Below are 21,511 nucleotides of genomic sequence, written 5' to 3' on the forward strand. Positions count from 1 at the left end.
ACAAATGTTAACTGGCAATAGCTTCATGACGGATGGCCCACCAGATCTTGAGCGCATCCACCGTTTGTTCCACATCGTGCACACGCACGATATACGCACCCCGTTCCGCGGCGCATACCGCCGCTGCCAGGCTGGCGGCGATCCGCTGCTGCGGCGGCCGCCCGCCCAGGATCGCGCCGAGCGTCGACTTGCGCGACAGGCCCACCAGCAAGGGCAGGCCATCCACCGCCAGTTGCGGCAGCTGGCCCAGCAACTGCAGATTATGATCCGGCGCCTTGCCAAAGCCAAAGCCCGGATCGAGCGTGATGCGGCTATCAGCCACGCCGGCGGCGCGCAGCGCATCCACCCGCTCGCGCAGGAAACCGGCCACCTCGCGCACCACATCCTCGTATTGGGGTTGCTCCTGCATGGTCTGTGGATCGCGCTGCATATGCATCACGCATAGTCCGGCCTGCCCCGCCTGTGCCTCGCTCACCGCCTCGACGGCGCCAGGCATGCGAAAGCCCCAGATGTCATTGATCAGGTCCGCCCCGGCAGCCAGCGCCGCGCGCATGACTTCCGGCTTGTAGGTATCGATGGATAGCGGCCGGCCGCAGTCGCGCAGCGCCTCGACGATGGGCAGCACGCGCGCCAGCTCCTCGTCCAGCGGCAATGCCGCCGACCCCGGCCGGCTGGACTCGCCGCCGATATCGATGATGTCCACGCCTTCGGCAATCATGCGCTCGGCATGGCGCAAGGCGGCATCGCGGCCAGCATGCTGGCCGCCATCGGAAAAGGAATCGGGAGTGACGTTCAGGATGCCCATCACCAGCGGACGGCGGTCGCGCGCGAAGCGGTAGCGGCCGCACTGGAAACTCGAATCGGTTGAGATCGACGACAAGATACGAAAGGACAAAAGCCAGGAAAGTGGAAAGCCGCCGCGCGACGTACGCGCCGGCAAAGAAAAAGCCGGCGCACAAGGCGCCGGCTTCAGGCTTGGTGAACGACCGTTACAACCACGACAACCGCGCCAGCGCGCTTCCGGATTACCGGAGCGCCGGCGGCACCATCGTGCCGGCCATCCGCTCAGGCCGTGGCCGGAGCGTTGGTCGGGGCCACCGGCGAGCCACCCGACGGGGTGTTGCCACCACCGTTCTGGCTGGACGCGCCACGCGGCGGCCGCGGCGGCTTGCCCGCCATGATGTCGTTGACCTGGTCCGCATCGATGGTTTCCCATTCCATGAGGGCCGCAGTCATGGCTTCAACCTTGTCGCGGTTTTCTTCGAGCAGGCGCTTGGCCAGGCCGTATTGCTCGTCGACGATACGGCGGATTTCCGCATCGACCTTGACCTGGGTAGCTTCCGACACCGTCTTGGACGACATCTTGCCGAACATGCCGTCCTGCTCGGTATCCACGTACACCATGGTGCCCAGGGTGTCGCTCATGCCGAAGCGGGTGACCATGTCGCGGGCCGTCTTGGTGGCGCGCTCGAAGTCATTGGAAGCACCGGTGCTCATGGCGTTGAGGAAGACCTCTTCCGCCGCGCGGCCGCCAAACAGGATGGCGATCTCGTCAAGCATGTTGTCCTTGTACTTCGAGTACTTGTCGTGCTCCGGCAGCTGCCACGTCACGCCCAGTGCCCAGCCGCGCGGCATGATGGTGACCTTGTGCACCGGATCCGCCTTGGGCAGCAGCTTGGCCACTACCGCATGGCCGGACTCGTGGTACGCGGTTGCGCGGCGCTCTTCTTCGCGCATGACCGTGGACTTGCGCTCCGGACCCATGTAGATCTTGTCCTTGGCGTCCTCGAAGTCTTGCATGTCGACCACGCGCTTGCTGCGGCGGGCGGCGAACAGTGCGGCTTCGTTGACCAGGTTGGCCAGGTCGGCGCCGGAGAAGCCCGGGGTACCACGTGCAATCACCGAGGCGTCGACGTCGTTGCCGATCGGCACCTTGCGCATGTGGACCTTGAGGATCTGCTCGCGGCCGCGGATGTCGGGCAGGCCGACATACACCTGACGGTCGAAACGGCCCGGGCGCAGCAGCGCCTTGTCCAGAACGTCCGAACGGTTGGTCGCGGCAATCACGATCACACCCGAGTTGGCCTCGAAACCGTCCATCTCGACCAGCATCTGGTTGAGGGTCTGCTCGCGCTCGTCGTTGCCGCCGCCCATGCCGGCGCCGCGGTGACGGCCGACCGCATCGATTTCATCGATGAAGACGATGCAGGGCGCCTGCTTCTTGGCATTCTCGAACATATCGCGAACACGGGCCGCGCCCACGCCGACGAACATTTCAACGAAGTCCGAGCCGGAGATGCTGAAGAACGGCACCTTGGCTTCGCCGGCGATGGCGCGTGCCAGCAGCGTCTTGCCGGTGCCCGGAGGGCCGACCAGCAGCACACCGCGCGGGATACGGCCGCCCAGTTTCTGGAATTTCTGCGGATCCTTGAGGAAGTCCACCAGTTCGATCACCTCTTCCTTGGATTCATCGCAACCGGCGACGTCCTGGAAAGTGACTGCATTCTGGTTTTCATCGATCAGGCGCGCGCGCGACTTGCCGAAGGAGAAGGCACCGCCTTTCCCACCGCCCTGCATCTGCCGCATCATGTAGAACCAGAACACGATGATCAGCAGGGTGGGCCCGAGGTAATACAGGGCCTGGACCAGCATGTTGGGCTCGTCGTCCGCCTTGCCGGTGACCTGGACGCCGAACTTCATCAGATCGCCAACCATCCAGATGTCGCCCGGCGAAATAATGGTGTACTTCTGCCCTTCCTTGGGCGTCACCACCAGATTGCGGCCTTGCACGTCAACCCGGCCCACCTTGCCGGCCTTGGCATCATCCATGAACTGCGAATAGGTGACGCCTTCCTGCGTGCGGGGCTTGTCGAACTGCTTGAAGACGGTAAACAACACCAGCGCGATCACGAGCCAGATTGCCGCCTTTTGAAACAGGTTGTTATTCAAGGCCAAACTCCTTTACGAACGCCTTGCCAACGGGATAGCTGCATTGTAATGCAGCGCCCGGCGTCGGGGTAAAAAGCAAATTCATCGAAGCGATAGGCACCGCTTCACCCCGCCGACTTGAGGAAACGCCCAAGAATGAAGGTCTCTGAAGACTTATCGCGTGACGCCTTGGGCTTGCGTTTCGCGACCACCTTGAACTGGCGCTTGAACTTCTCCACGATCTGGCTGTAGCCACTGCCATGGAAACACTTTACCAGCAATGAGCCCTCCGGCTTCAGATGGGCCTGGGCAAATTCCAGCGCCAGGTCACATAAGTAATCGATACGGGCCGCATCGGCAAAGGCTACACCGGACAAATTGGGGGCCATGTCCGACAAAACAAGATCAATCTTTGCGCCGCCGGACGCTTGCAGCACGATTTCCTCCAACTGGCGAAAAACGTCCTCCTCGCGGAAGTCACCCTGGATAAATGTGACGTCGGCGACAGCCTCCATCGGCAACAGGTCGATGGCGATCACCGCGCCGTCGATGCCGCCGTCCTTGGCGCGCGTAGACGCCGCCAGCTTGTTGCGTGCGTACTGGCTCCAGCTGCCGGGGGCCGCGCCGAGGTCGACAATGACCTGGCCTGGGCGGATCAGCTTGTCCTGCTCGTCGATCTCCTTCAGCTTATACGCTGCGCGAGCGCGGTAGCCCTCGCGCTGCGCCATTTTGACGTAGGGATCGTTGATATGGTCGTGCAACCACGCCTGATTGAATTTGTTCTTGGCCATTCCGGATACATCTGTATGGAGAAAAACGCCGCCGGCCCGCGGCCGCCCGTGCGTTTTTCACTCGTTTTGCTGTTTTTGCAGCCTGACCGCGCCAGTTTGACGGATAATACGCGCCGATTCGCTTTTTCGGCACTTCGGTGCCTTGGTTTGCGCACCACTTGCGCGCCCATTTGCGCCCTCGCCTGCGCTTTACTTATGCCCGCTCTTCAACTTATTCCCGCCCAGCGTTCAGAACTCCGCTCCCGTGCCCATGGCCTCAATCCGGTCGTGATGATCGGCGGCGAAGGTCTGACGCGTCCCGTCCTGGCCGAAATCGACCGTAGCCTGGCCTCTCACGACCTGATCAAGATCCGCGTATTCGGCGACGACCGCGAAAGCCGCATCGCCATGTACGAAACCATCTGCGAAGATCTGGACGCCGCTCCGATCCAGCATATCGGCAAGCTGCTGGTGGTATGGCGTCCGGGTCCGGCCGTCCTGAAGGAAAATCGTCCGCAGGAACTGGGCCGCCTGGCCCCGCGCGGCGGCGCCGCCCCGCGCACCGTCACGGTCAAGAAGCCTAGCGCCGCGCCCAATCGGCGCCCCAAGCGCTCGCAAGTGACGGTGCTGGGCAATGAACGCGTCACCGCCGGCGGCAACGTCAAGCGCGCGCGCGTTCGTCCGACCAGCCAGAAGAAGAAAGCGCTCGACTGACGTCGAAGCCATGCCAGCGGGCCCGTCCGGGCCGCTGGCATGGCAAGGGACGGCCACCTGGGCTCGTCCCTTGCGCCTTACTCGCCAGCCGAGCGCGGCGCCGCTGCGCGCCACACGGTGACCAGCGCCAGCAAGCTGTGCACCAGGTAGAAAACGCTGGACACCCCATGCAGCATGCCGAATTGCCCCTTATAGGGCGACTCGGACACGCCCACGCCAAGCGCCGCCGCCTTCTCCTTCAGGGTTTCCATGAAGGGCTGGATGCCGAAATACCCCGCCAGCACACATAGCAGCATGCCCAGCACAAGCCAGCGCAGGCCGCGATAGCGTCCCGCGCCACGGCGGATCATCAGGTTGCACAGCGCCAGCTGCAGCACACCGACCACCACGCCGAGGATAGCCTCTGTCCTGAAGAGCTGCCCGGCGATCAAGCCTGCCGTCTCGCGGCTGGGCAGCACGGAAAACAACGTCGGGGCCACCATGTAGCCCACTGTCCACAGACTGCCGGCCCAGACCACGGTCAGCAGGAGGAAGATCCGATGCGGCAGCGGCGGCAGGCTCGAATAGGAGGAAGAGAACACGCAGCCTCGTTTAGACGTAGCGAACCGTGATGACTTCGTATTCGCGCTCGCCGCCAGGGGCCAGCACGATCGCCACATCGCCCTCGAACTTGCCGATGAGCGCACGCGCGATCGGCGAGCTGACGGAAATCTTGCCGCTGTCCAGGTCGGCCTCGTCGTCGCCGACGATCTGGTAGCTCACGGGCTTGCCCGACTCCAGGTCTTCGAGGTCGACGGTAGCGCCAAACACGATGCGGCCATCGGTATCGAGCTGGGTCGGATCGATGACCTGCGCCGCCGACAGCTTGGACTCCACCTCGATGATCCGGCCTTCGATAAAGGCCTGCTTTTCCTTGGCGGCGTCGTACTCGGCGTTCTCGGAGAGGTCACCTTGCGCACGTGCTTCGGAAATGGCGTTGATCACGGCGGGACGTTCGACGGCCTTCAGGCGCTGCAGTTCCTCTTTCAGCAGCTCGGCACCGCGCTTGGTAATCGGAATGCTCATGTCTTCGTTCAACAAAAAAATGAGCCGCAGCGGAGCAGGAACCATGCGCCGGCATCACTGCCCGGGGCACTTCCGCTCAACCGCGGCTTTGAGGTTGTCAGGTTGTATCGACGGTTAGATCGACGAAATTGCTGCTAGTTTAGGCCAAGACGGCCGCCCGCAGCAACTGCGGGCGGCCCGGAGGCCTTCAGCCGTCTACGCTACCGTCGTCTGGTCTTCGCGCCTCAGGCCAGCGAGGCGTGCAGGCTTTGCAGGTCATAGACCTCCAGGCTCTGCATGTGCTTGAGGCCCTCCACCGCGGCGCGCGCGCCGGCGATGGTGGTGTAGTAAGGCACCCGGCTAGCCAGCGCCGAGATACGGATCGAGCGCGAGTCGGCAATCGCGGTACGCGTCTCATCCACGGTGGTGAACACCAGTGCCAGCTCGCCGTTCTTGAGCATGTCGACGATGTGCGGACGGCCGTCCTTCACCTTGTTGACCACGCGCACCGGGATGCCGGCGGCTTCGATGGCCGACGCGGTGCCGCGGGTGGCGACAATCGGGTAGCCCATGTCGTGCAGCATGCGCGCCACGCCAACCGCGTGCGGCTTGTCGCTGTCCTTGACGGTCAGCAACACGGTGCCCTTCTCCGGCAGGCGCGAGCCCGCGGCCAGCTGGCTCTTGAAGAGCGCTTCGCCGAAGGTCTTGCCCACGCCCATCACCTCGCCGGTGGAGCGCATCTCTGGTCCGAGCACCGGGTCGACGCCAGGGAACTTGTTGAAGGGGAACACCGCTTCCTTGACGCTGAAGTACGGGGGCACCACTTCATCGAACACGCCTTGCGAGTCGAGCGTCTGGCCTGCCATGCAGCGCGCGGCGATCTTGGCCAGCGACAGGCCGGTGGCCTTGGACACATAAGGCACGGTACGCGAGGCGCGCGGGTTCACTTCCAGCACGTAGACGATATCCTCGCCATTGACTTGCTGGATGGCGAACTGCACGTTCATCAGGCCGATCACATTGAGGGCCTTGGCCATCGCCGCGGTCTGGCGCTTGAGCTCGTCCACGGTGGCTTGCGCCAGCGAGTACGGGGGCAGCGAGCAGGCGGAGTCGCCCGAGTGCACGCCGGCTTGCTCGATATGCTCCATCACGCCGCCGATAAACACGCGCTGGCCGTCGCACAGGGCGTCGACGTCGCACTCGATGGCGTCGTTCAGGAAGCGGTCCAGCAGCACCGGGGAGTCGTGCGACACCTTGACGGCCTCGCGCATGTAGCGCTCGAGGTCGCGCGGCTCATGCACGATTTCCATCGCGCGGCCACCCAGCACGTACGACGGGCGCACCACCAGCGGATAGCCGATCTCGGTGGCCAGGCGCAGTGCTTCGTCCTCGGCACGGGCGGTACGGTTGGGCGGCTGGCGCAGGCCCAGTTCATGCAGCAGCTTCTGGAAACGCTCGCGGTCTTCCGCGGCATCGATCATGTCGGGGCTGGTGCCGATGATGGGCACGCCGTTGGCCTCCAGGTCCAGCGCCAGCTTCAGCGGGGTCTGGCCGCCGTACTGCACGATCACGCCGACGGGCTTTTCGCGGTCGACGATTTCCAGCACGTCTTCGAGCGTCAGCGGCTCGAAGTAGAGGCGGTCCGAGGTGTCATAGTCGGTCGACACGGTTTCCGGGTTGCAGTTGACCATGATGGTCTCGTACCCGTCTTCGCGCAGCGCCAGCGCGGCGTGCACGCAGCAGTAGTCGAACTCGATGCCCTGGCCGATCCGGTTCGGGCCGCCGCCCAGCACCATGATCTTGCGATTGGTGGTGGGGTCGGCTTCGCACTCGCCATGCTCGGCTTCATACGTGCCGTACAGGTAGGCGGTGTTGGTGGCGAACTCGGCGGCGCAGGTGTCCACGCGCTTGTACACCGGGCGCACGCCGGCGGCATGGCGTGCAGCGCGCACGGCTGCAGGCTCGGCGCCCATCAGCTTGGCCAGGCGGCGGTCCGAGAAACCCTTCTGCTTCAGGTGACGCAGCTCGGCGGCCGACAGGCTGTCCAGCTTGCGTGCCTTGACCAGGGTCTCGGTCTTGACGATGTCTTCGATCTGGGCCAGGAACCACGGGTCGATGGCGGTCTCGGCGTGCACTTCTTCCAGCGACATGCCGATGCGGAAGGCGTCGCCCACGTACCAGATGCGGTCCGGGCCGGCTTCGCCGATTTCCTCGACGATCTCGTCGCGGTCGGTGGACTTGTCATCCAGGCCGTCCACGCCCACTTCCAGGCCGCGCAGGGCCTTCTGGAACGATTCCTGGAAGGTGCGGCCCATGGCCATCACTTCACCCACGGACTTCATCTGGGTGGTCAGGTGGCTGTCGGCCTGCGGGAATTTCTCGAACGCGAAACGCGGCACCTTGGTGACCACGTAGTCGATCGACGGCTCGAACGAGGCCGGGGTCGCGCCGCCGGTGATCTCGTTCTTCAGCTCGTCCAGCGTGTAGCCCACCGCCAGCTTGGCGGCAACCTTGGCGATCGGGAAGCCCGTGGCCTTGGAGGCCAGCGCCGACGAACGCGACACGCGCGGGTTCATTTCAATCACGATCATGCGGCCATCGGCCGGGTTGATCGAGAACTGCACGTTGGAGCCGCCGGTATCGACGCCGATCTCGCGCAGCACCGCCAGCGAGGCGTTACGCAGGATCTGGTATTCCTTGTCGGTCAGGGTCTGGGCGGGCGCCACCGTGATGGAGTCGCCGGTGTGGATGCCCATCGGGTCCAGGTTCTCGATCGAGCAGATGATGATGCAGTTGTCCTTTTTGTCGCGGACCACTTCCATCTCATACTCTTTCCAGCCCAGCAGCGACTCTTCGATCAGCAGTTCGCGGGTCGGCGAGAGATCCAGGCCACGCTTGCAGATTTCCTCGAATTCCTCGCGGTTGTAGGCGATGCCGCCGCCGGAGCCGCCCAGCGTGAAAGACGGGCGGATCACGATCGGGTAGCCGCCGGTCGCGGTTTCCTTGGCGATCTGCGTCTGCACGGCCAGCGCTTCTTCCATCGAGTGGGCGATGCCGGACTTGGCCGAGCCCAGGCCGATCTTGGTCATCGCTTCCTTGAACTTCTGGCGATCCTCGGCCTTGTCGATGGCTTCCGGCGACGCGCCGATCAACTCGACGTTGTACTTTGCCAGCACGCCATGGCGATGCAGGTCCAGCGCGCAGTTCAGCGCGGTCTGGCCGCCCATGGTCGGCAGGATGGCGTCGGGACGCTCTTTTTCAATGATGCGCTCGACCACTTCCCAGGTAATCGGCTCAATGTAGGTCACATCAGCCGTGTTGGGATCGGTCATGATCGTGGCTGGGTTCGAATTCACCAGCACGACCTTGAAACCTTCCTCGCGCAGCGCCTTGCAGGCCTGGGCGCCGGAATAGTCGAACTCGCACGCCTGCCCGATGATGATGGGGCCGGCGCCGATGATCAGGATGCTCTTTATGTCTGTGCGCTTTGGCATTGCACGCTCTCATTATTGGCCGGCCCGCACAATCGCGCGGGCCGCACCGGATATCAGGATTCGATTCAGTTCAGGGTGGCCGTCGCCAGCTTGGCGCCGAAGCCGATGAACATGGCGCCTACCCCGCTCGCCATGCCCGCCGACAGGCGTCGTCGGCGGCGAAATGCTTCGGCCAGCCTGGCGCCCACGAAGATGATCGTGGTCAGGTAGACGAAGCTGCACAACTGGCACACCAGCCCCAGCGCGACAAACGACAGCACCGGGTAGCCGAACTGCGGATCGACGAACTGGATGAAGAAGGAGATGAAGAACAGGATGGCCTTGGGGTTGAGCAGGCTCACCACCAGCGCCTTGCGCAACGGGCTGACCGCGCGGTCCACAGGCGTTTCAGCCTGCGCCGCCGTCCCGCCGTCGCTGCCACGGCTCAACCATGCGCGCACGGCACCGCGCAGCATCTGGAAACCGATCCAGCCCAGATAAGCGGCACCGATGTACTTCACCACGTAGAACAAGGCGGGGCTGGCCTTGAGCAGCGAGGCCACGCCCGCCGCCGACAGCACCATCAGGATGGCGTCCCCCAGGAACACCCCGCAGGCACCCTTGTAGCCTTCGCGCACGCCGCGTTGCGCCGCAACGGATAGCACATACATCGAGTTCGGCCCCGGCAGCAGCACGATAAAGATCGTGCCGAGCACAAAGGTCCAGAAATCGGTAATGCCCAGCGCGGTATGCATGAAGGCGTTCATCGGGTCGTCCTGCGGTCTGCTTGTCTACGTAACTTCTCGTCTTGGCTTGAACGTGCTTACTGGCGTGCGTCCGCCATCATCTTGGTGAAGCGGTCGAACAGGTAAGCCACGTCGTTCGGGCCCGGCGAGGCTTCCGGGTGGCCCTGGAAGCAGAATGCCGGCTTGTCGGTCAGCGCGAAGCCCTGCAGCGAGCCGTCGAACAGCGACACGTGGGTGGCGCGCACGTTGGCAGGCAGGGTGTCGGCGTCCACCGCAAAACCATGGTTCTGCGAAGTGATCACCACGCGGCCGTCGTCGAGGTCCTTCACCGGGTGGTTCGCGCCATGGTGGCCGAACTTCATCTTCAGCGTCTTCGCGCCAACGGCCAGGGCCATGATCTGGTGGCCCAGGCAGATGCCGAACGTGGGGATGCCGCGGTCGATGAACTCACGGGTGGCACGGATCGCGTAGTCGCAGGGCTCGGGATCGCCAGGGCCGTTCGACAGGAACACGCCGTCCGGGTTGAGCGCCAGGGCGTCTTCCGCGCTGGCTTGCGCCGGCAGCACGGTCACCTTGCAGCCGCGTGCGGCCAGCATGCGCAGGATGTTGAACTTCACGCCGTAGTCAAAGGCCACCACGTGGAAACGCGGCGACTCCAGCTTGCCGTAGCCTTGGCCCAGCACCCATTCGGTCTGGTTCCACTCGTACGGCTCCTTGACCGACACCACCTTGGCCAGGTCCATGCCGGCCAGGCCGGGGAAGGAACGCGCCAGGTCGATGGCCTTCTGCACATTGTCCTCGCCAGCGAGGATGCAGCCGTTCTGCGCACCCTTCTCGCGCAGGATGCGGGTCAGCTTGCGGGTATCGATGCCGGCAATCGCCACCACCTTTTCCTGCTTCAGGTAATGGCCGAGGGAGTGTTCCTTGCGGAAGTTGGAGGCCAGGAGCGGCAGATCCTTGATGATCAGGCCGGCGGCATGGACTTTCGTGGCTTCGACATCCTCAGTATTGACCCCGACATTGCCGATATGCGGATACGTCAACGTGACGATCTGCCGGGAATAGCTGGGGTCGGTGAGGATTTCCTGGTAACCGGTCAGAGCGGTGTTGAACACCACTTCGCCGATGGTATGGCCGGAAGCGCCAATGGAATAGCCACGAAAGACCGTGCCGTCTGCAAGCGCGAGAATGGCGGACGGAAAAGACGGTAACACGGGTAGGCTCCTGCTGGATTCACCCCGTGACCGACCTGCTCAACGCCTCTTGCCCCGTTTGTCCGGCGGGGCGACAGGCAGCGCGCGGATTGTCGATTTCGTCGACTGGGCGCGATGCTTGTCGCCGGGGCCGTTCGCTCGGTGCTCGATACGCCACATAAAACAATGCGGCGGAGCCAGGGCGAAATGGGGGCGGCGGAAGGTGGAATTCGGTAGGCGCTAGGGTGAGGGGTTCTGAAAGCGAAACTTTTGGATTATACCCCGCGCCACCCATTTTCTCAAGTTATCAAGGACTTGCGGACGCCTCCGCCCTCTTCCGCGGGCCCGGCAGCCCGGCGGCATGCCAGGCCGCTGGCGTCATTCGCCGGCCGGCACCACCGCTGTCACCTCGATCTCCACCTTGGCGCGCGCCTCCACCAGATCGGCCACTTCGACCGCCGTCATGGCCGGAAAATGACGCCCGATGGTGGCGCGGTAGTGCTCGCCGATGGCGCGGTAGGCCGCCACATATTCCACCTTGTCCTTCACATACCAGGTCATGCGCACGATGTGCTCCGGACGCGCGCCGCCCGCCGCCAGCACCGCCACGATATTGCGCAGCGCCTGGCCAACCTGCTCGGCGAAGTCGTCGGTCTCGAACTCGCACAGGCCGTTCCAGCCGATCTGTCCGCCGACGAAGAGCAGGCGGCTGCCCACCTGCATTTCGGTCATGGTGCCGTTCGAGTAGCCGCGTGGCGCGGCCCAGTCTGGTGGCTGGAGAATCTTCATGGTCGGTTTTCCGTAAGGTAAGAAGGGATTAGGAACTTGGATCGGGATCTTGTTTTCTGTTTGGCCGGCTTCGCCCTACGCCCCGGACGCGCGCATCGGTGCGGCCGCCGGCGCATCGGCCGCCAGGAACCGCTCCATGGCCGCGCGGACTGCCTGCGGCAGCGCGCGCGACGTCATCTGCGCGGTATCCACGCATACAAGCCGCTGCGCGATCTCCACGCGCAGGTCCCCTGCCGGCCCGACAAAGCGCACCTGCAAGGAGAAACTGCTGCGCCCCAATCGCGTCACACGCAGCTCCCGCGTCAACAATTCGCCCAGGCGGCTGGGCGCGACAAAACGGGTGGACAATTCTGCCGTCGGCACGCCGGCCTGCCCCGCGCCATGCATTTCGGCAAAGGGCCAGCCGAGCGCATCGTGGAACCAGTCCTCGACCAGGTCGTTGAGCATCTCGAAGTAGCGCGGAAAGAACACGATGCCGGCAGCATCGCAATCCTTGAAGCGCACCCGTGCGGTGTTGCTGAAGAACGCGTTCACGGCTGCCTCGCACCCTCCGGCGCTCCGCTCTGCTCGGCCATCTGCCGCAGGCGGAAACGCTGCAGCTTGCCGGTCTCGGTGCGCGGCAGCGCATCGACAAAAATCACCTTGCGCGGATACTTGTACGGCGCGATCTCGGCCTTGACGTAGGACTGCAGTGCCGCGCAAGTCTCGTCGCTTGCCGCCACGCCCGGGCGCAGCACCACATAGGCGGCAACAATCTGGCCGCGCTCGGGGTCGGGCATGCCGACCACGCCGCACTCGGCCACCGCCTCGTGGCGCATCAGCGCGCTCTCCACTTCCGGCCCGGCGATGTTGTAGCCGGCCGAGACGATCATGTCGTCGGAGCGCGCCTGGTAGTAGTAATAGCCGTCGGCATCCGCCTTGAAGGTATCGCCCGGCAGGTTCCAGCCGTCTTTTACGTAGTTGGCCTGGCGCGGGTCGTCCAGGTAGCGGCATCCGGTGGGGCCGCGCACCGCCAGCTTGCCAACCGTGCCATGCGGCACCGGCTGCATCTGCTCGTCGACGATCTGCGCGATATAGCCGGGCACCACCTTGCCGATGGCACCGGGGCGCACCTCGGCGCCCGCGCTGGAAATGAAGATATGCATCATCTCGGTGCCGCCGATGCCGTCGGTCATCTCGATGCCCGTGGCCGCCTTCCAGCTCTGGCGCGTGGCGTCCGGCAGCGCCTCGCCTGCCGACACGCTCTTCTGCAGGCTGGAGATATCGTAGCCCGGCGCCAGCGCCGCCATCTGCCGGTAGAAGGTCGGCGCGGTAAACACGATGGTGGCGCGCCAGGCCTGGATCAGCGCCAGCAGGCTTTCGGGCGTTAGCCGTTCCGCCAGCACGGTGGACGCCCCGACCCGCAGCGGAAAGCACAGGATGCCGCCAAGGCCAAACGTGAAGGCCAGCGGCGGCGTGCCGCAGAAGATATCGTCCGGGCCGGGCTTGAGGACGTGGCGGGGGAACAGGTCGCACATCGCGATCACGTCGCGATGGAAATGCATCGTGCCCTTGGGCTGCCCCGTCGTGCCGCTGGTGAAGGCAATCAGGCAGATATCATCGGCCGCGGTATCGCAGGCTTCGAAGCTGTCGGGCTTGTTCGCCATCGCGGCTTCCACCGAACCGGCGCCGCTGCCGTTGAAGTACAGCGCCTGGGCAAGGCTCGGGCAATGGTGCTCGCCACCTGGCTTGAGGTTGGCCTCCAGCTCCTCGCGCAGGCGTTCGTCGCACAGCGCGGCGCTGACTGACGCGCGGTCGATCACCTGCTTGAGTTCCTTCGCGCGCAGCAGCGGCATGGTCGGCACCGCGATCAGGCCCGCCTTGACCACGGCCAGCCAGCACGCCGCCATCATCAGGTTGTTCGGGCCGCGCAGCAGCACCCGATTGCCCGGCACCAGCTTCATGTCGCCGGTCAGCACATGGGCGATGCGATTCGATAGCGCAGCCAGTTCGGCATAGCTGACGGTGCGGTGCGCGCCGTCTTGCTCGTAGCGGATTGCCACGCGCTCGCCGCGCCCCTCGCGCACGTGGCGTTCGACCAGTTCGAGCGCGCAGTTCATGCGCTCCGGATACCGGGTATCGGCATTGAACAGGAACGCCGGCCACTGCTGCGGGGGCGGCAGGCGGTCCAGTGCATAGGTATCGAGGTGGGCTGTGCTCGCCATGGTTGTCTCCGCTTCCTTCATTCTGGTGATGCTGGTAAGGGTTATCCGCTCGCGCCGGCCGCGTCAGGCGCGGTGCTGCGCCAGCGTTTCGCGCGCGATGATCAGCTTCTGCACTTCGGTGGCGCCCTCGTAGATCCGCAAGGAACGGATCTCGCGATACAGGCTTTCCACGCGGGTGCCAACCTTGACGCCGAGGCCGCCGAACATCTGCACCGCGCGGTCGATTACCTGCTGCGCGTTCTCGGTGGCCACCATCTTGGCCATGGCTGCTTCACGCGTGGTGCGTACGCCAGCCACATCGCGCAGCCACGCGGCGCGGTAGGTCAGCAGCGCCGCCGAATCGATGGCAGTGGCCATGTCGCCGATGGCGGCCTGCGTCAGCTGCAGGTCCGCCAGCACGCCGCCGAACATCGGCCGTGCGGTGGCACGGGCCAACGCTTCGTCGAGCGCGGCGCGGCCAAAGCCCAGCGAGGCGGCCGCCACCGACGCGCGGAAGATGTCCAGCGTCATCATGGCCACCTTGAAGCCCTGCCCTGCCTCGCCAAGCCTTGCGGTGACGGGCACTCGGCAGTTCTCGAAACGCAGCGTGGCAAGCGGGTGCGGCGCCATCACGTCGATGCGCTCGGCGATGGTCAGGCCTGGGGTGTCCGCATCCACGACAAACGCGGAGATGCCGCGCGCACCCGGCGCCTCGCCGGTGCGGGCGAAGACGCAATAAAAGTCAGCGATGCCGCCGTTGGAGATCCAGGTCTTGACGCCATCGAGCACGTAGTGATCGCCATCCGGCACAGCACGGCATTGCATCGCGGCGACATCGGAACCGGCATCGGGCTCGGACAACGCGAACGCGGCAATCGCCTCGCCGCGCGCCACGCGTGGCAGGTAGCGTTCGCGCATGGCGTCGCTGCCGGCCAGCGTGATCGCGCCGCTGCCCAGGCCTTGCATGGCGAAGGCGAAGTCGGCCAGGCCATCATGGCGGGCCAGCGTCTCGCGCAGCAGGCACAGCGAGCGCGAGTCGAGCGTATCGAGCGCACCGCCATAGGCGGCTGGCACGCAGTAGCGCAGCCAGCCGGCCGCGCCGAGCTGGCGCACCAGCGCGCGGCAGGCGGCATCGGTGTCGCTGTGGTCGACCTTGAGCGAGGCCGTGGCCCACGCATCGAGCCGTTGCTCCAGTTCGCGGTGCGCGTCGTGGAAGAACGGCAGGGAGAGATAACTTTTGTCGGACATGGCTTGCTGTTCCTTTCAGTCGCCTTCGAACACGGGGCGCGTCTTGGCCACGAACGCGTCGTAGGCGCGGCGGAAATCCCGGGTCTGCATGCAGATGGCCTGCGCCTCGGCCTCGGCCTCGATGGCTTCGTCCAGGCCCATATTCCATTCCTGGTGCAGCAGCTTCTTGGTCACGCCGTGGGCAAACGTCGGGCCCGCCGCGATCTGCGCGGCCAGTGCCTGCGCCTCGGCGAGCACGGCGTCCGGCGCATGCAGTGCATTGAAGAAGCCCCACTGCAGCCCTTCTGCCGCGGTCATCGCGCGGCCGGTGTAAAGCAGCTCGCTCGCACGGCCCTGCCCGATCACGCGCGGCAGCAGCGAGCAGGCGCCCATATCGGCACCGGCCAGCCCGACCCGCACGAACAGGAAAGCGGTCTTGGCCTGCGCCGTGCCCAGACGCATATCCGAGGCCAGCGCCATCATCGCGCCGGCGCCGGCGCAGATGCCGTCGACGGCGCTGACGATGGGTTGCGGACAAGCCCGCATGGCCTTGATCAGGTCGCCGGTCATGCGCGTGAATTCCAGCAGCTCCGGCATGGTCATGCGCGTGAGCGGGCCGATGATTTCGTGCACATCGCCGCCCGAGCAGAAGTTACCGCCGGCGCCGGTGATGACCACCGTCTTGATGTCGGTGGCGTAGCACAGGCCGCGGAACAGGTCGCGCAGCTCGGCGTAGGAATCGAACGTGAGCGGGTTCTTGCGCTCGGGGCGGTTCAGCGTCACGGTGCCGACCTTGCCGTCGGCCGAGACCGACCACAGGAAGTGCCGCGGCTGGTAGCCAGCGAAGCTGCGCTTGTGGTGGCGCATGTCCAGTGCTATTTCGCTCATCTCGTTTCTCGCTTGTTCGTTCTGATTCTGGTTGGCTTGCATGCGTTGGCGTTCAACCCGCCATGACCTCGCCGCCGGCCACGGCGATCGACTGTCCGGTAATGGCGCTGGCCGATGGCTGGCACAGCCACGCCACGGCGTCCGCGACTTCTTCGGGCTGCACCAGCCGCCCCTGCGGATTGCCTTTGGCCAGTTCGGCGCGGGCCTGCGCCTCGGTGCGGCCGGTCTTGCGCACGATGTTGGCGACCGCGTCGCGCACGATATCGGTTTCCGTATAGCCGGGGCAGACGGCATTGACGGTGACGCCGCTGCTCGCCGTTTCCAGCGCCAGCGCGCGGGTCAGGCCAATCACGCCGTGCTTGGCCGCGCAATAGGCGCTCACATAGCCATAGCCCACCAGCCCGGCCGTGCTGGCCACGTTGACGATGCGGCCCCAGCCATTGGCCAGCATGTGCGGCAGCGCGGCCTGCGTGCAGAGAAAGGTGCCGGTGAGGTTGACCTCGAGCATGGATTGCCATAGCGCGAGATCGGTCTTGCCGAACGGCGCACTGCGCGCCTGGCCGGCATTGTTGATCAGCAGGTCGATGGGGCCTGCCTTGCCTGCGGCGTCGGCAAAGGCCGCTGCCACGCTGTCGGCCTGCGAGATATCCGCCGCCACGGTGCATAGCATGGCGGGCGACACGACCGCCTCGGCCAGCGTATCGGCGGTGGCCGCCAATGTCGCCGCGTCGCGGCCCAGCAGGGTTACGCTAGCGCCGTGCGAGAGCAGGCGGCGCGCAATGGCAGCGCCGATGCCGCGCCCGCCGCCCGTGACCAGCGCGTGCCGGCCCTGCAGGGAAAGATGCGCATTCATGCTCAGTGATCCTCCGGCTGGCGGGCTTGCTGGGCTTGACGGGCGAGTTGCGCCGCTCGCTCCAGATTGGTCTCGAGCTGGCGCTTGCCTGCCTGGTATTGCTTGGGCCAGGCCAGGTCGCGATGACCAAGCCGCGCCGCTTCGTGAATGGTCCACGCCGGATCCGCCAGATGCGGCCGCGCAATCGCGCACAAGTCCGCACGGCCGGCGGCGATGATGCTGTCGACGTGATCCGCCTCGAAGATCGCGCCAACAGCGATGGTGGCGATGCCGGCTTCGTTGCGGATGCGGTCGGCAAACGGCGTCTGGTACATGCGGCCGTACACCGGTGCCTGGTCCGGGCTCACCTGCCCGGACGAGCAGTCGATCATGTCGGCGCCCGCAGCCTTGAAGGCGCGCGCAATCTCGATGGCGTCGTCGGGCGTGATCCCGCCTTCGACCCAGTCGTGGGCCGAGATCCGCACGGACATCGGGCGCTCCTGCGGCCATACGGCACGCACGGCGGCAAAGACTTCCAGCGGGTAGCGCAGCCGCGCTTGCAGCGAGCCGCCGTATTCGTCGCTGCGCTGGTTGGTCAGCGGCGAGATAAAGCTGGAGAGCAGGTAGCCGTGAGCGCAATGCAGCTCCAGCCAGTCGAACCCGGCTTCGGCAGCGCGCCGCGCGCTGGCCACGAAATCGTCACGCACGGCGTCCATATCGGCGCGGCTCATCTCGCGCGGCACTTGCGAGATGCCCGGCATATACGGCAACGGCGAGGCCGACAGCACCGGCCAGTTGCCTTCGGCGAGCGGATAGTCCATCTGCTCCCAGCCGAGTTGCGTGGAGCCCTTGCGCCCGGCGTGGCCGATCTGCATGGCGATGCGCGCGTCGCTGTTGGCGTGCACGAAATCGACAATGCGGCGCCAGGCATCGCGCTGCTCATCGTTCCACAAACCCGGGCAGCCCGGGGTGATGCGCGCATCCGGCGAGGTGCAGGTCATCTCCGCCACCACCATGCCGGCGCCGCCGAGCGCGCGCGCCCCCAGGTGCGCCAGGTGGAAGTCGCCCGGCACGCCGCCGTCGCAGGAGTACATGGCCATCGGCGACACCACCACGCGGTTCTTCAGCGTGACATCGCGCACGCGGAACGGCGTGAACATCGGCGGCACGGCGCGGGCCTCTGCCACCGGTCCGGTGCTGGTGCCATTGGCGACGTTGACGGCCGCCTGCCCCGCCAGCCAGCGCTCGAAGCCCTCGACGTAGCCGGGATCCCGCACGCGCAGGTTTTCGTGCGAGATGCGCTGCGAGCGCGTCAGCAGCGAATAAGCGAACTGCTCCGGTGCCATGCCCGCGTAGCGCTCGACATTTTCGAACCACTCGGTGGAGTTGCGCGCGGCATTCTGGATCTTGAGCACTTCTACGCTGCGGGTGGCCTGGTAGCGCTCCAGCGCCTGCGGCAGCACGTCGGCGCCGCCCGCGCCGGCATCGCGGATATTGTTGGCCAGGTCAATGGCGTCTTCCAGTGCCAGCTTGGTGCCGGAGCCAATCGAGAAATGCGCGGTATGCGCGGCGTCGCCCATCAGCACCACCGGCACGCGGCGGCCATCGGCCAGCGTGTTCCAGCGCACCCAGGTGCCGCAAATCACGCGGGGGAATCGAATCCAGTTGGCGGAGCCGCGCAGGTGCGTGGCGTTGCTGATCAGCGCATTGCCATCGAGGTAGCGGGCAAACAGCCGTTCGCAATAGGCCACCCCCTCCTCCTGGCTCATCTGCTCGATGCCGGCGGCACGCCACACGTCTTCGGGCGCCTCGACGATAAACGTCGACGTGTTGTCGTCGAAGCGGTAGGCATGGGCCTGGAACCAGCCGTGCTCGGTTTTTTCAAAGGCGAACGTGAAGGCGTCAAACAGCTTGCGCGTGCCGAGCCAGACAAAGCGGCACAGGCGCGTATCGATATCGGGCTGGAAGGTCTCGGCATAGCGCCCGCGCACGCGGCTGTTGATGCCGTCGGCGGCGATCACGAGGTCAGCCCGGTATTGCTGCGCCAGTTCCTGGTCGTCCGCCACGTCGGTCTCGAACACCAGGTGTACGCCAAGCGCCTCGCAACGCGCCTGCAGGATGTTGAGCAAGCGCTTGCGGCCGATGCCGATAAAGCCATGCCCGCCGGAGCGCAGGGTGCGCCCGCCGATATGGATATCGATATCGTCCCAGTGGTTGAACGCCGCGTTGATCTGCTCCGCGCTGACGGGGTCGGCCTGCTTGAGGTTGTCCATGGTGGCATCGGAGAACACCACGCCCCAGCCAAAGGTGTCATAGGGCCGGTTGCGCTCCACCACGTAGACCTCGTTGGATGGGTCCCGCAGCTTCATCAGCAAGCCGAAGTACAGGCCCGAGGGGCCACCGCCGATACAGAGCACTCGCATTTTTTCGTCTCCTGCGTGCCGGCTTGCCCCCCAGGGATTCTGAGTTCCAGGAGCGCCGTGCGGCACATGCGATGCGCGGGAGCGCATCTAGATCATGCTTAAATATTTGATGCTTAAAATATTAGTCCGCATGCGCGCCCCTGGCAAGGACAATCTTTTGCGCAGTGCAGCGCCCGCCGGAAGGCGGGCGCCCGTGCCTTCAGCCTTGCATCGCCGCCTGCAACTGCGCGAGTGCGGTCGGATCCTCAATCGTGGTCAGGTCGCCCGGGTCGCGCCCTTCCGCCACCGCCTGCATGGCGCGGCGCAGCAGCTTGCCGGAGCGCGTCTTGGGCAGCGCATTGACAAAGAACACGCGTGCCGGGCGCGCCACCGCCCCCAGTTGCTGGTCCACCGTCTTCATCACGTCGCCCTCCAGCACCAGCCGCTCTGCCTGGGTGGCGGTACGGCCCGCGTCGCGCACGATCACAAAGGCCATCGCCACCTGGCCCTTGAGCGCATCGTGCACGCCCACCACCGCCACCTCGGCCACCGCCGGGTGCGACGAAATGCTCTCCTCGATCTCGCGCGTGCCAAGACGGTGGCCCGCCACATTGATCACATCGTCGGTACGGCCGAGGATAAAGATATAACCATCCTCGTCCTGCACGCCCCAGTCGAACGTGGAATAGCAGCGCCGTCCCGGCACGCCTGACCAATACGTCTTGACGAAGCGTTCGTCGTCGCCCCACACCGTGGTCATGCAGCCCGGCGGCAGCGGCCCGTCGATGGCGACCACGCCCTTGTGCCCCGGCGGGCATTCGGCCCCGGTGGCCTCGTCGACGATCTTCAGGTCGTAGCCATACACCGGCACGCCCGGCGAGCCGAGCTTGGCCGGCAGCGGGTCAAGGCCGCGCTGGATGGCGATGATCGGCCAGCCCGTCTCGGTCTGCCAGTAGTTGTCCACCACCGGCTTGCCGATGCCCTGCTGGATCCAGCTCGCGGTGGGCTCATCCAACGGCTCGCCGGCCAGGAACAGCAGGCGCAGGCTGGAGAGGTCGTAGCGCGTGAGCCAGGCCGGGTCCTGTTTCTTCAGCACGCGAATGGCGGTGGGCGCGCTGAACATGATGTTCACGCGGTACTGCTCCACCAGCTGCCACAGGATGCCGCCGTCCGGGCGGATCGGCGTGCCTTCGTACATGACCGTGGCCATGCCCGCCAGCAGCGGCCCGTAGACGATATAGCTGTGCCCCACCACCCAGCCGATATCGGAACTGGAGAACATGGTGTCGCCCGCCTTGCCGCAGAAGATGTACTCCATCGAGGCCGCCAGCGCGACCGCGTAGCCGCCGGTATCGCGCTGCACGCCCTTGGGCTTGCCGGTGGTGCCGGACGTGTAAAGCACGTAGGACGGCTCGCTCGACTCGAGCCACACGCACGGCACGCGCGCCGCGCCAACGCGTTCGCGCCAGGCGCCATAGTCTTCATCGCGGCCAGGCGTGAGCGTCATCGGGGAAAGCTGGCGATCCACCAGCAGCACGCGCTCCGGCTTGTGCGTGGCCAGTTTCACCGCCTCGTCCAGCAACGGCTTGTAGGGCACCACCTTGCCGGCGCGCGAGCCGGCATCCGCGCTGACGATCACGCGCGGCTGCGCGTCGTCGATGCGCGCGGCCAGGCTCACCGAGGCAAAGCCGCCGAACACGACGGAATGAATGGCGCCGATGCGCGCGCAGGCCAGCATGGCAAACGCGGCCTCTGGAATCATCGGCATGTAGATCAGCACGCGGTCGCCCTTTACCACGCCCAGCTGCTGCAGGATCGCGGCCATGCGGTTGACCTCGCCGTGCAATTCGGCGTAGCTGTAGGTGCGGTGCTGGCCGGTTTCAGTCGATACGTAGATCAGCGCGGCCTGGTCCGCGCGCTCGGCCAGGTGGCGATCGACGGCGTTATGGCAAAGATTGGTGCGGCCACCGACGAACCACCGGGTGAATGGCGGGCGGCTGTCGTCCAGCACGGTGTCGAACGGGGTTTCCCAGTCGATGCGGCGAGCCTGTTCGGCCCAGAAGCCTTCAGGGTCGCTCAGCGAACGGGCGTGCAGGGCACGGGTAGCCGTCATGGCTTGTCTCCTCCGCTTGGATGCGGGTTGTAGGTTTGTTGATTTGCTGCCGCTAGTTTGCCACCACTGGGGCGGCATGGCGCCTGGCATGCCGTGGCCGATCCGGGCCACAGGTTCCCGCAGTCTGGGCATGCCGCCTTACGCAAGGCTTACCCACGATACGCCGCACCAAGCAAAAGGGCGTGCCATTGGCACGCCCTTGATCTGGC

17 protein-coding genes are annotated in these 21,511 nt (G+C 65.5%); 1 reads left to right on the top strand and 16 read right to left on the bottom strand.

Annotation, left to right across the window (positions count from 1 at the left end; translation table 11 throughout):
- Nucleotides 1–7: 7 nt before the first annotated feature.
- The 3 genes from folP to ACX12D_RS12415 all read right to left on the bottom strand — a co-directional run bounded on the left by folP (nucleotide 8) and on the right by ACX12D_RS12415 (nucleotide 3,719).
- A complete protein-coding gene (gene folP / locus ACX12D_RS12405) occupies nucleotides 8–805 on the bottom strand; it encodes a dihydropteroate synthase (RefSeq protein ID WP_459374009.1) in 798 nt (265 codons plus the stop codon).
- A gap of 260 nt (nucleotides 806–1,065) precedes the next feature.
- Nucleotides 1,066–2,949, bottom strand: coding sequence for an ATP-dependent zinc metalloprotease FtsH (ftsH, locus tag ACX12D_RS12410; RefSeq protein WP_150983315.1), 1,884 nt, complete (start codon nucleotides 2,947–2,949; stop codon nucleotides 1,066–1,068).
- Between the two features lie 104 nt (nucleotides 2,950–3,053).
- Entirely contained in the window at nucleotides 3,054–3,719 is a 666-nt protein-coding gene (locus ACX12D_RS12415) for an RlmE family RNA methyltransferase (RefSeq protein WP_441636921.1), read from the bottom strand.
- Nucleotides 3,720–3,914: 195 nt separating this feature from the next.
- Between ACX12D_RS12415 and ACX12D_RS12420 the strand changes: the two genes are divergently transcribed.
- Nucleotides 3,915–4,412: a YhbY family RNA-binding protein gene (locus tag ACX12D_RS12420; RefSeq protein WP_043347609.1), complete on the top strand. Its 498-nt coding sequence runs from the start codon at nucleotides 3,915–3,917 to the stop codon at nucleotides 4,410–4,412.
- Between the two features lie 77 nt (nucleotides 4,413–4,489).
- Here ACX12D_RS12420 and ACX12D_RS12425 read toward each other — a convergent pair whose 3' ends face one another.
- The 13 genes from ACX12D_RS12425 to ACX12D_RS12485 all read right to left on the bottom strand — a co-directional run bounded on the left by ACX12D_RS12425 (nucleotide 4,490) and on the right by ACX12D_RS12485 (nucleotide 21,302).
- Nucleotides 4,490–4,993 carry a DUF4149 domain-containing protein gene (locus ACX12D_RS12425; RefSeq protein ID WP_459371334.1) on the bottom strand — a complete coding sequence of 168 codons (504 nt, stop codon included), beginning with the start codon at nucleotides 4,991–4,993 and terminating at the stop codon, nucleotides 4,490–4,492.
- Between the two features lie 10 nt (nucleotides 4,994–5,003).
- Nucleotides 5,004–5,477, bottom strand: coding sequence for a transcription elongation factor GreA (gene greA, locus ACX12D_RS12430; protein WP_043352072.1), 474 nt, complete (start codon nucleotides 5,475–5,477; stop codon nucleotides 5,004–5,006).
- Nucleotides 5,478–5,701: 224 nt separating this feature from the next.
- Nucleotides 5,702–8,950, bottom strand: coding sequence for a carbamoyl-phosphate synthase large subunit (gene carB, locus ACX12D_RS12435; protein ID WP_459371335.1), 3,249 nt, complete (start codon nucleotides 8,948–8,950; stop codon nucleotides 5,702–5,704).
- A 65-nt stretch (nucleotides 8,951–9,015) separates the two neighbouring features.
- Nucleotides 9,016–9,696, bottom strand: coding sequence for a leucine efflux protein LeuE (gene leuE, locus ACX12D_RS12440; RefSeq protein WP_459371336.1), 681 nt, complete (start codon nucleotides 9,694–9,696; stop codon nucleotides 9,016–9,018).
- Between the two features lie 56 nt (nucleotides 9,697–9,752).
- On the bottom strand, nucleotides 9,753–10,889 hold the full coding sequence (gene carA / locus ACX12D_RS12445) for a glutamine-hydrolyzing carbamoyl-phosphate synthase small subunit (RefSeq protein WP_459371337.1): 1,137 nt from the start codon (nucleotides 10,887–10,889) through the stop codon (nucleotides 9,753–9,755).
- A 357-nt stretch (nucleotides 10,890–11,246) separates the two neighbouring features.
- Entirely contained in the window at nucleotides 11,247–11,657 is a 411-nt protein-coding gene (locus ACX12D_RS12450; RefSeq protein ID WP_459371339.1) for a RidA family protein, read from the bottom strand.
- A gap of 75 nt (nucleotides 11,658–11,732) precedes the next feature.
- A complete protein-coding gene (locus tag ACX12D_RS12455) occupies nucleotides 11,733–12,191 on the bottom strand; it encodes an acyl-CoA thioesterase (protein WP_459371340.1) in 459 nt (152 codons plus the stop codon).
- Nucleotides 12,188–13,861, bottom strand: a complete 1,674-nt coding sequence (locus tag ACX12D_RS12460; protein ID WP_459371341.1) for an AMP-binding protein — start codon at nucleotides 13,859–13,861, stop codon at nucleotides 12,188–12,190. The genes ACX12D_RS12455 and ACX12D_RS12460 overlap by 4 nt, the downstream gene beginning before the upstream one ends.
- Nucleotides 13,862–13,924: 63 nt before the next feature.
- Complete coding sequence (locus ACX12D_RS12465) at nucleotides 13,925–15,088, bottom strand: acyl-CoA dehydrogenase family protein (RefSeq protein WP_459371342.1); 1,164 nt, start codon at nucleotides 15,086–15,088, stop codon at nucleotides 13,925–13,927.
- A gap of 15 nt (nucleotides 15,089–15,103) precedes the next feature.
- Nucleotides 15,104–15,955: an enoyl-CoA hydratase family protein gene (locus ACX12D_RS12470; protein ID WP_459371343.1), complete on the bottom strand. Its 852-nt coding sequence runs from the start codon at nucleotides 15,953–15,955 to the stop codon at nucleotides 15,104–15,106.
- 52 nt (nucleotides 15,956–16,007) lie between these two features.
- Nucleotides 16,008–16,808, bottom strand: coding sequence for an SDR family NAD(P)-dependent oxidoreductase (locus ACX12D_RS12475; RefSeq protein ID WP_459371344.1), 801 nt, complete (start codon nucleotides 16,806–16,808; stop codon nucleotides 16,008–16,010).
- Nucleotides 16,809–16,810: 2 nt separating this feature from the next.
- A complete protein-coding gene (locus ACX12D_RS12480; protein WP_459371346.1) occupies nucleotides 16,811–19,210 on the bottom strand; it encodes a bifunctional salicylyl-CoA 5-hydroxylase/oxidoreductase in 2,400 nt (799 codons plus the stop codon).
- A gap of 199 nt (nucleotides 19,211–19,409) precedes the next feature.
- The gene (locus ACX12D_RS12485; RefSeq protein ID WP_459371347.1) at nucleotides 19,410–21,302 is read right to left on the bottom strand and encodes a propionate--CoA ligase; all 1,893 of its coding nucleotides are present in this window, start codon (nucleotides 21,300–21,302) and stop codon (nucleotides 19,410–19,412) included.
- Nucleotides 21,303–21,511 lie beyond the last annotated feature (209 nt).

This window comes from Cupriavidus sp. PET2-C1 (genome assembly GCF_054515855.1).

Bases quoted from the DNA above. Each gene is read 5' to 3' on its own strand.
- folP (WP_459374009.1), bottom strand. From the start codon at position 805: ATGGGCATCCTGAACGTCACTCCCGATTCCTTTTCCGATGGCGGCCAG.
- ACX12D_RS12415 (WP_441636921.1), bottom strand. From the start codon at position 3,719: ATGGCCAAGAACAAATTCAATCAGGCGTGGTTGCACGACCATATCAAC.
- ACX12D_RS12420 (WP_043347609.1), top strand. From the start codon at position 3,915: ATGCCCGCTCTTCAACTTATTCCCGCCCAGCGTTCAGAACTCCGCTCC.
- greA (WP_043352072.1), bottom strand. From the start codon at position 5,477: ATGAGCATTCCGATTACCAAGCGCGGTGCCGAGCTGCTGAAAGAGGAA.
- carB (WP_459371335.1), bottom strand. From the start codon at position 8,950: ATGCCAAAGCGCACAGACATAAAGAGCATCCTGATCATCGGCGCCGGC.
- leuE (WP_459371336.1), bottom strand. From the start codon at position 9,696: ATGAACGCCTTCATGCATACCGCGCTGGGCATTACCGATTTCTGGACC.
- ACX12D_RS12450 (WP_459371339.1), bottom strand. From the start codon at position 11,657: ATGAAGATTCTCCAGCCACCAGACTGGGCCGCGCCACGCGGCTACTCG.
- ACX12D_RS12460 (WP_459371341.1), bottom strand. From the start codon at position 13,861: ATGGCGAGCACAGCCCACCTCGATACCTATGCACTGGACCGCCTGCCG.
- ACX12D_RS12465 (WP_459371342.1), bottom strand. From the start codon at position 15,088: ATGTCCGACAAAAGTTATCTCTCCCTGCCGTTCTTCCACGACGCGCAC.
- ACX12D_RS12470 (WP_459371343.1), bottom strand. From the start codon at position 15,955: ATGAGCGAAATAGCACTGGACATGCGCCACCACAAGCGCAGCTTCGCT.
- ACX12D_RS12475 (WP_459371344.1), bottom strand. From the start codon at position 16,808: ATGAATGCGCATCTTTCCCTGCAGGGCCGGCACGCGCTGGTCACGGGC.
- ACX12D_RS12480 (WP_459371346.1), bottom strand. From the start codon at position 19,210: ATGCGAGTGCTCTGTATCGGCGGTGGCCCCTCGGGCCTGTACTTCGGC.
- ACX12D_RS12485 (WP_459371347.1), bottom strand. From the start codon at position 21,302: ATGACGGCTACCCGTGCCCTGCACGCCCGTTCGCTGAGCGACCCTGAA.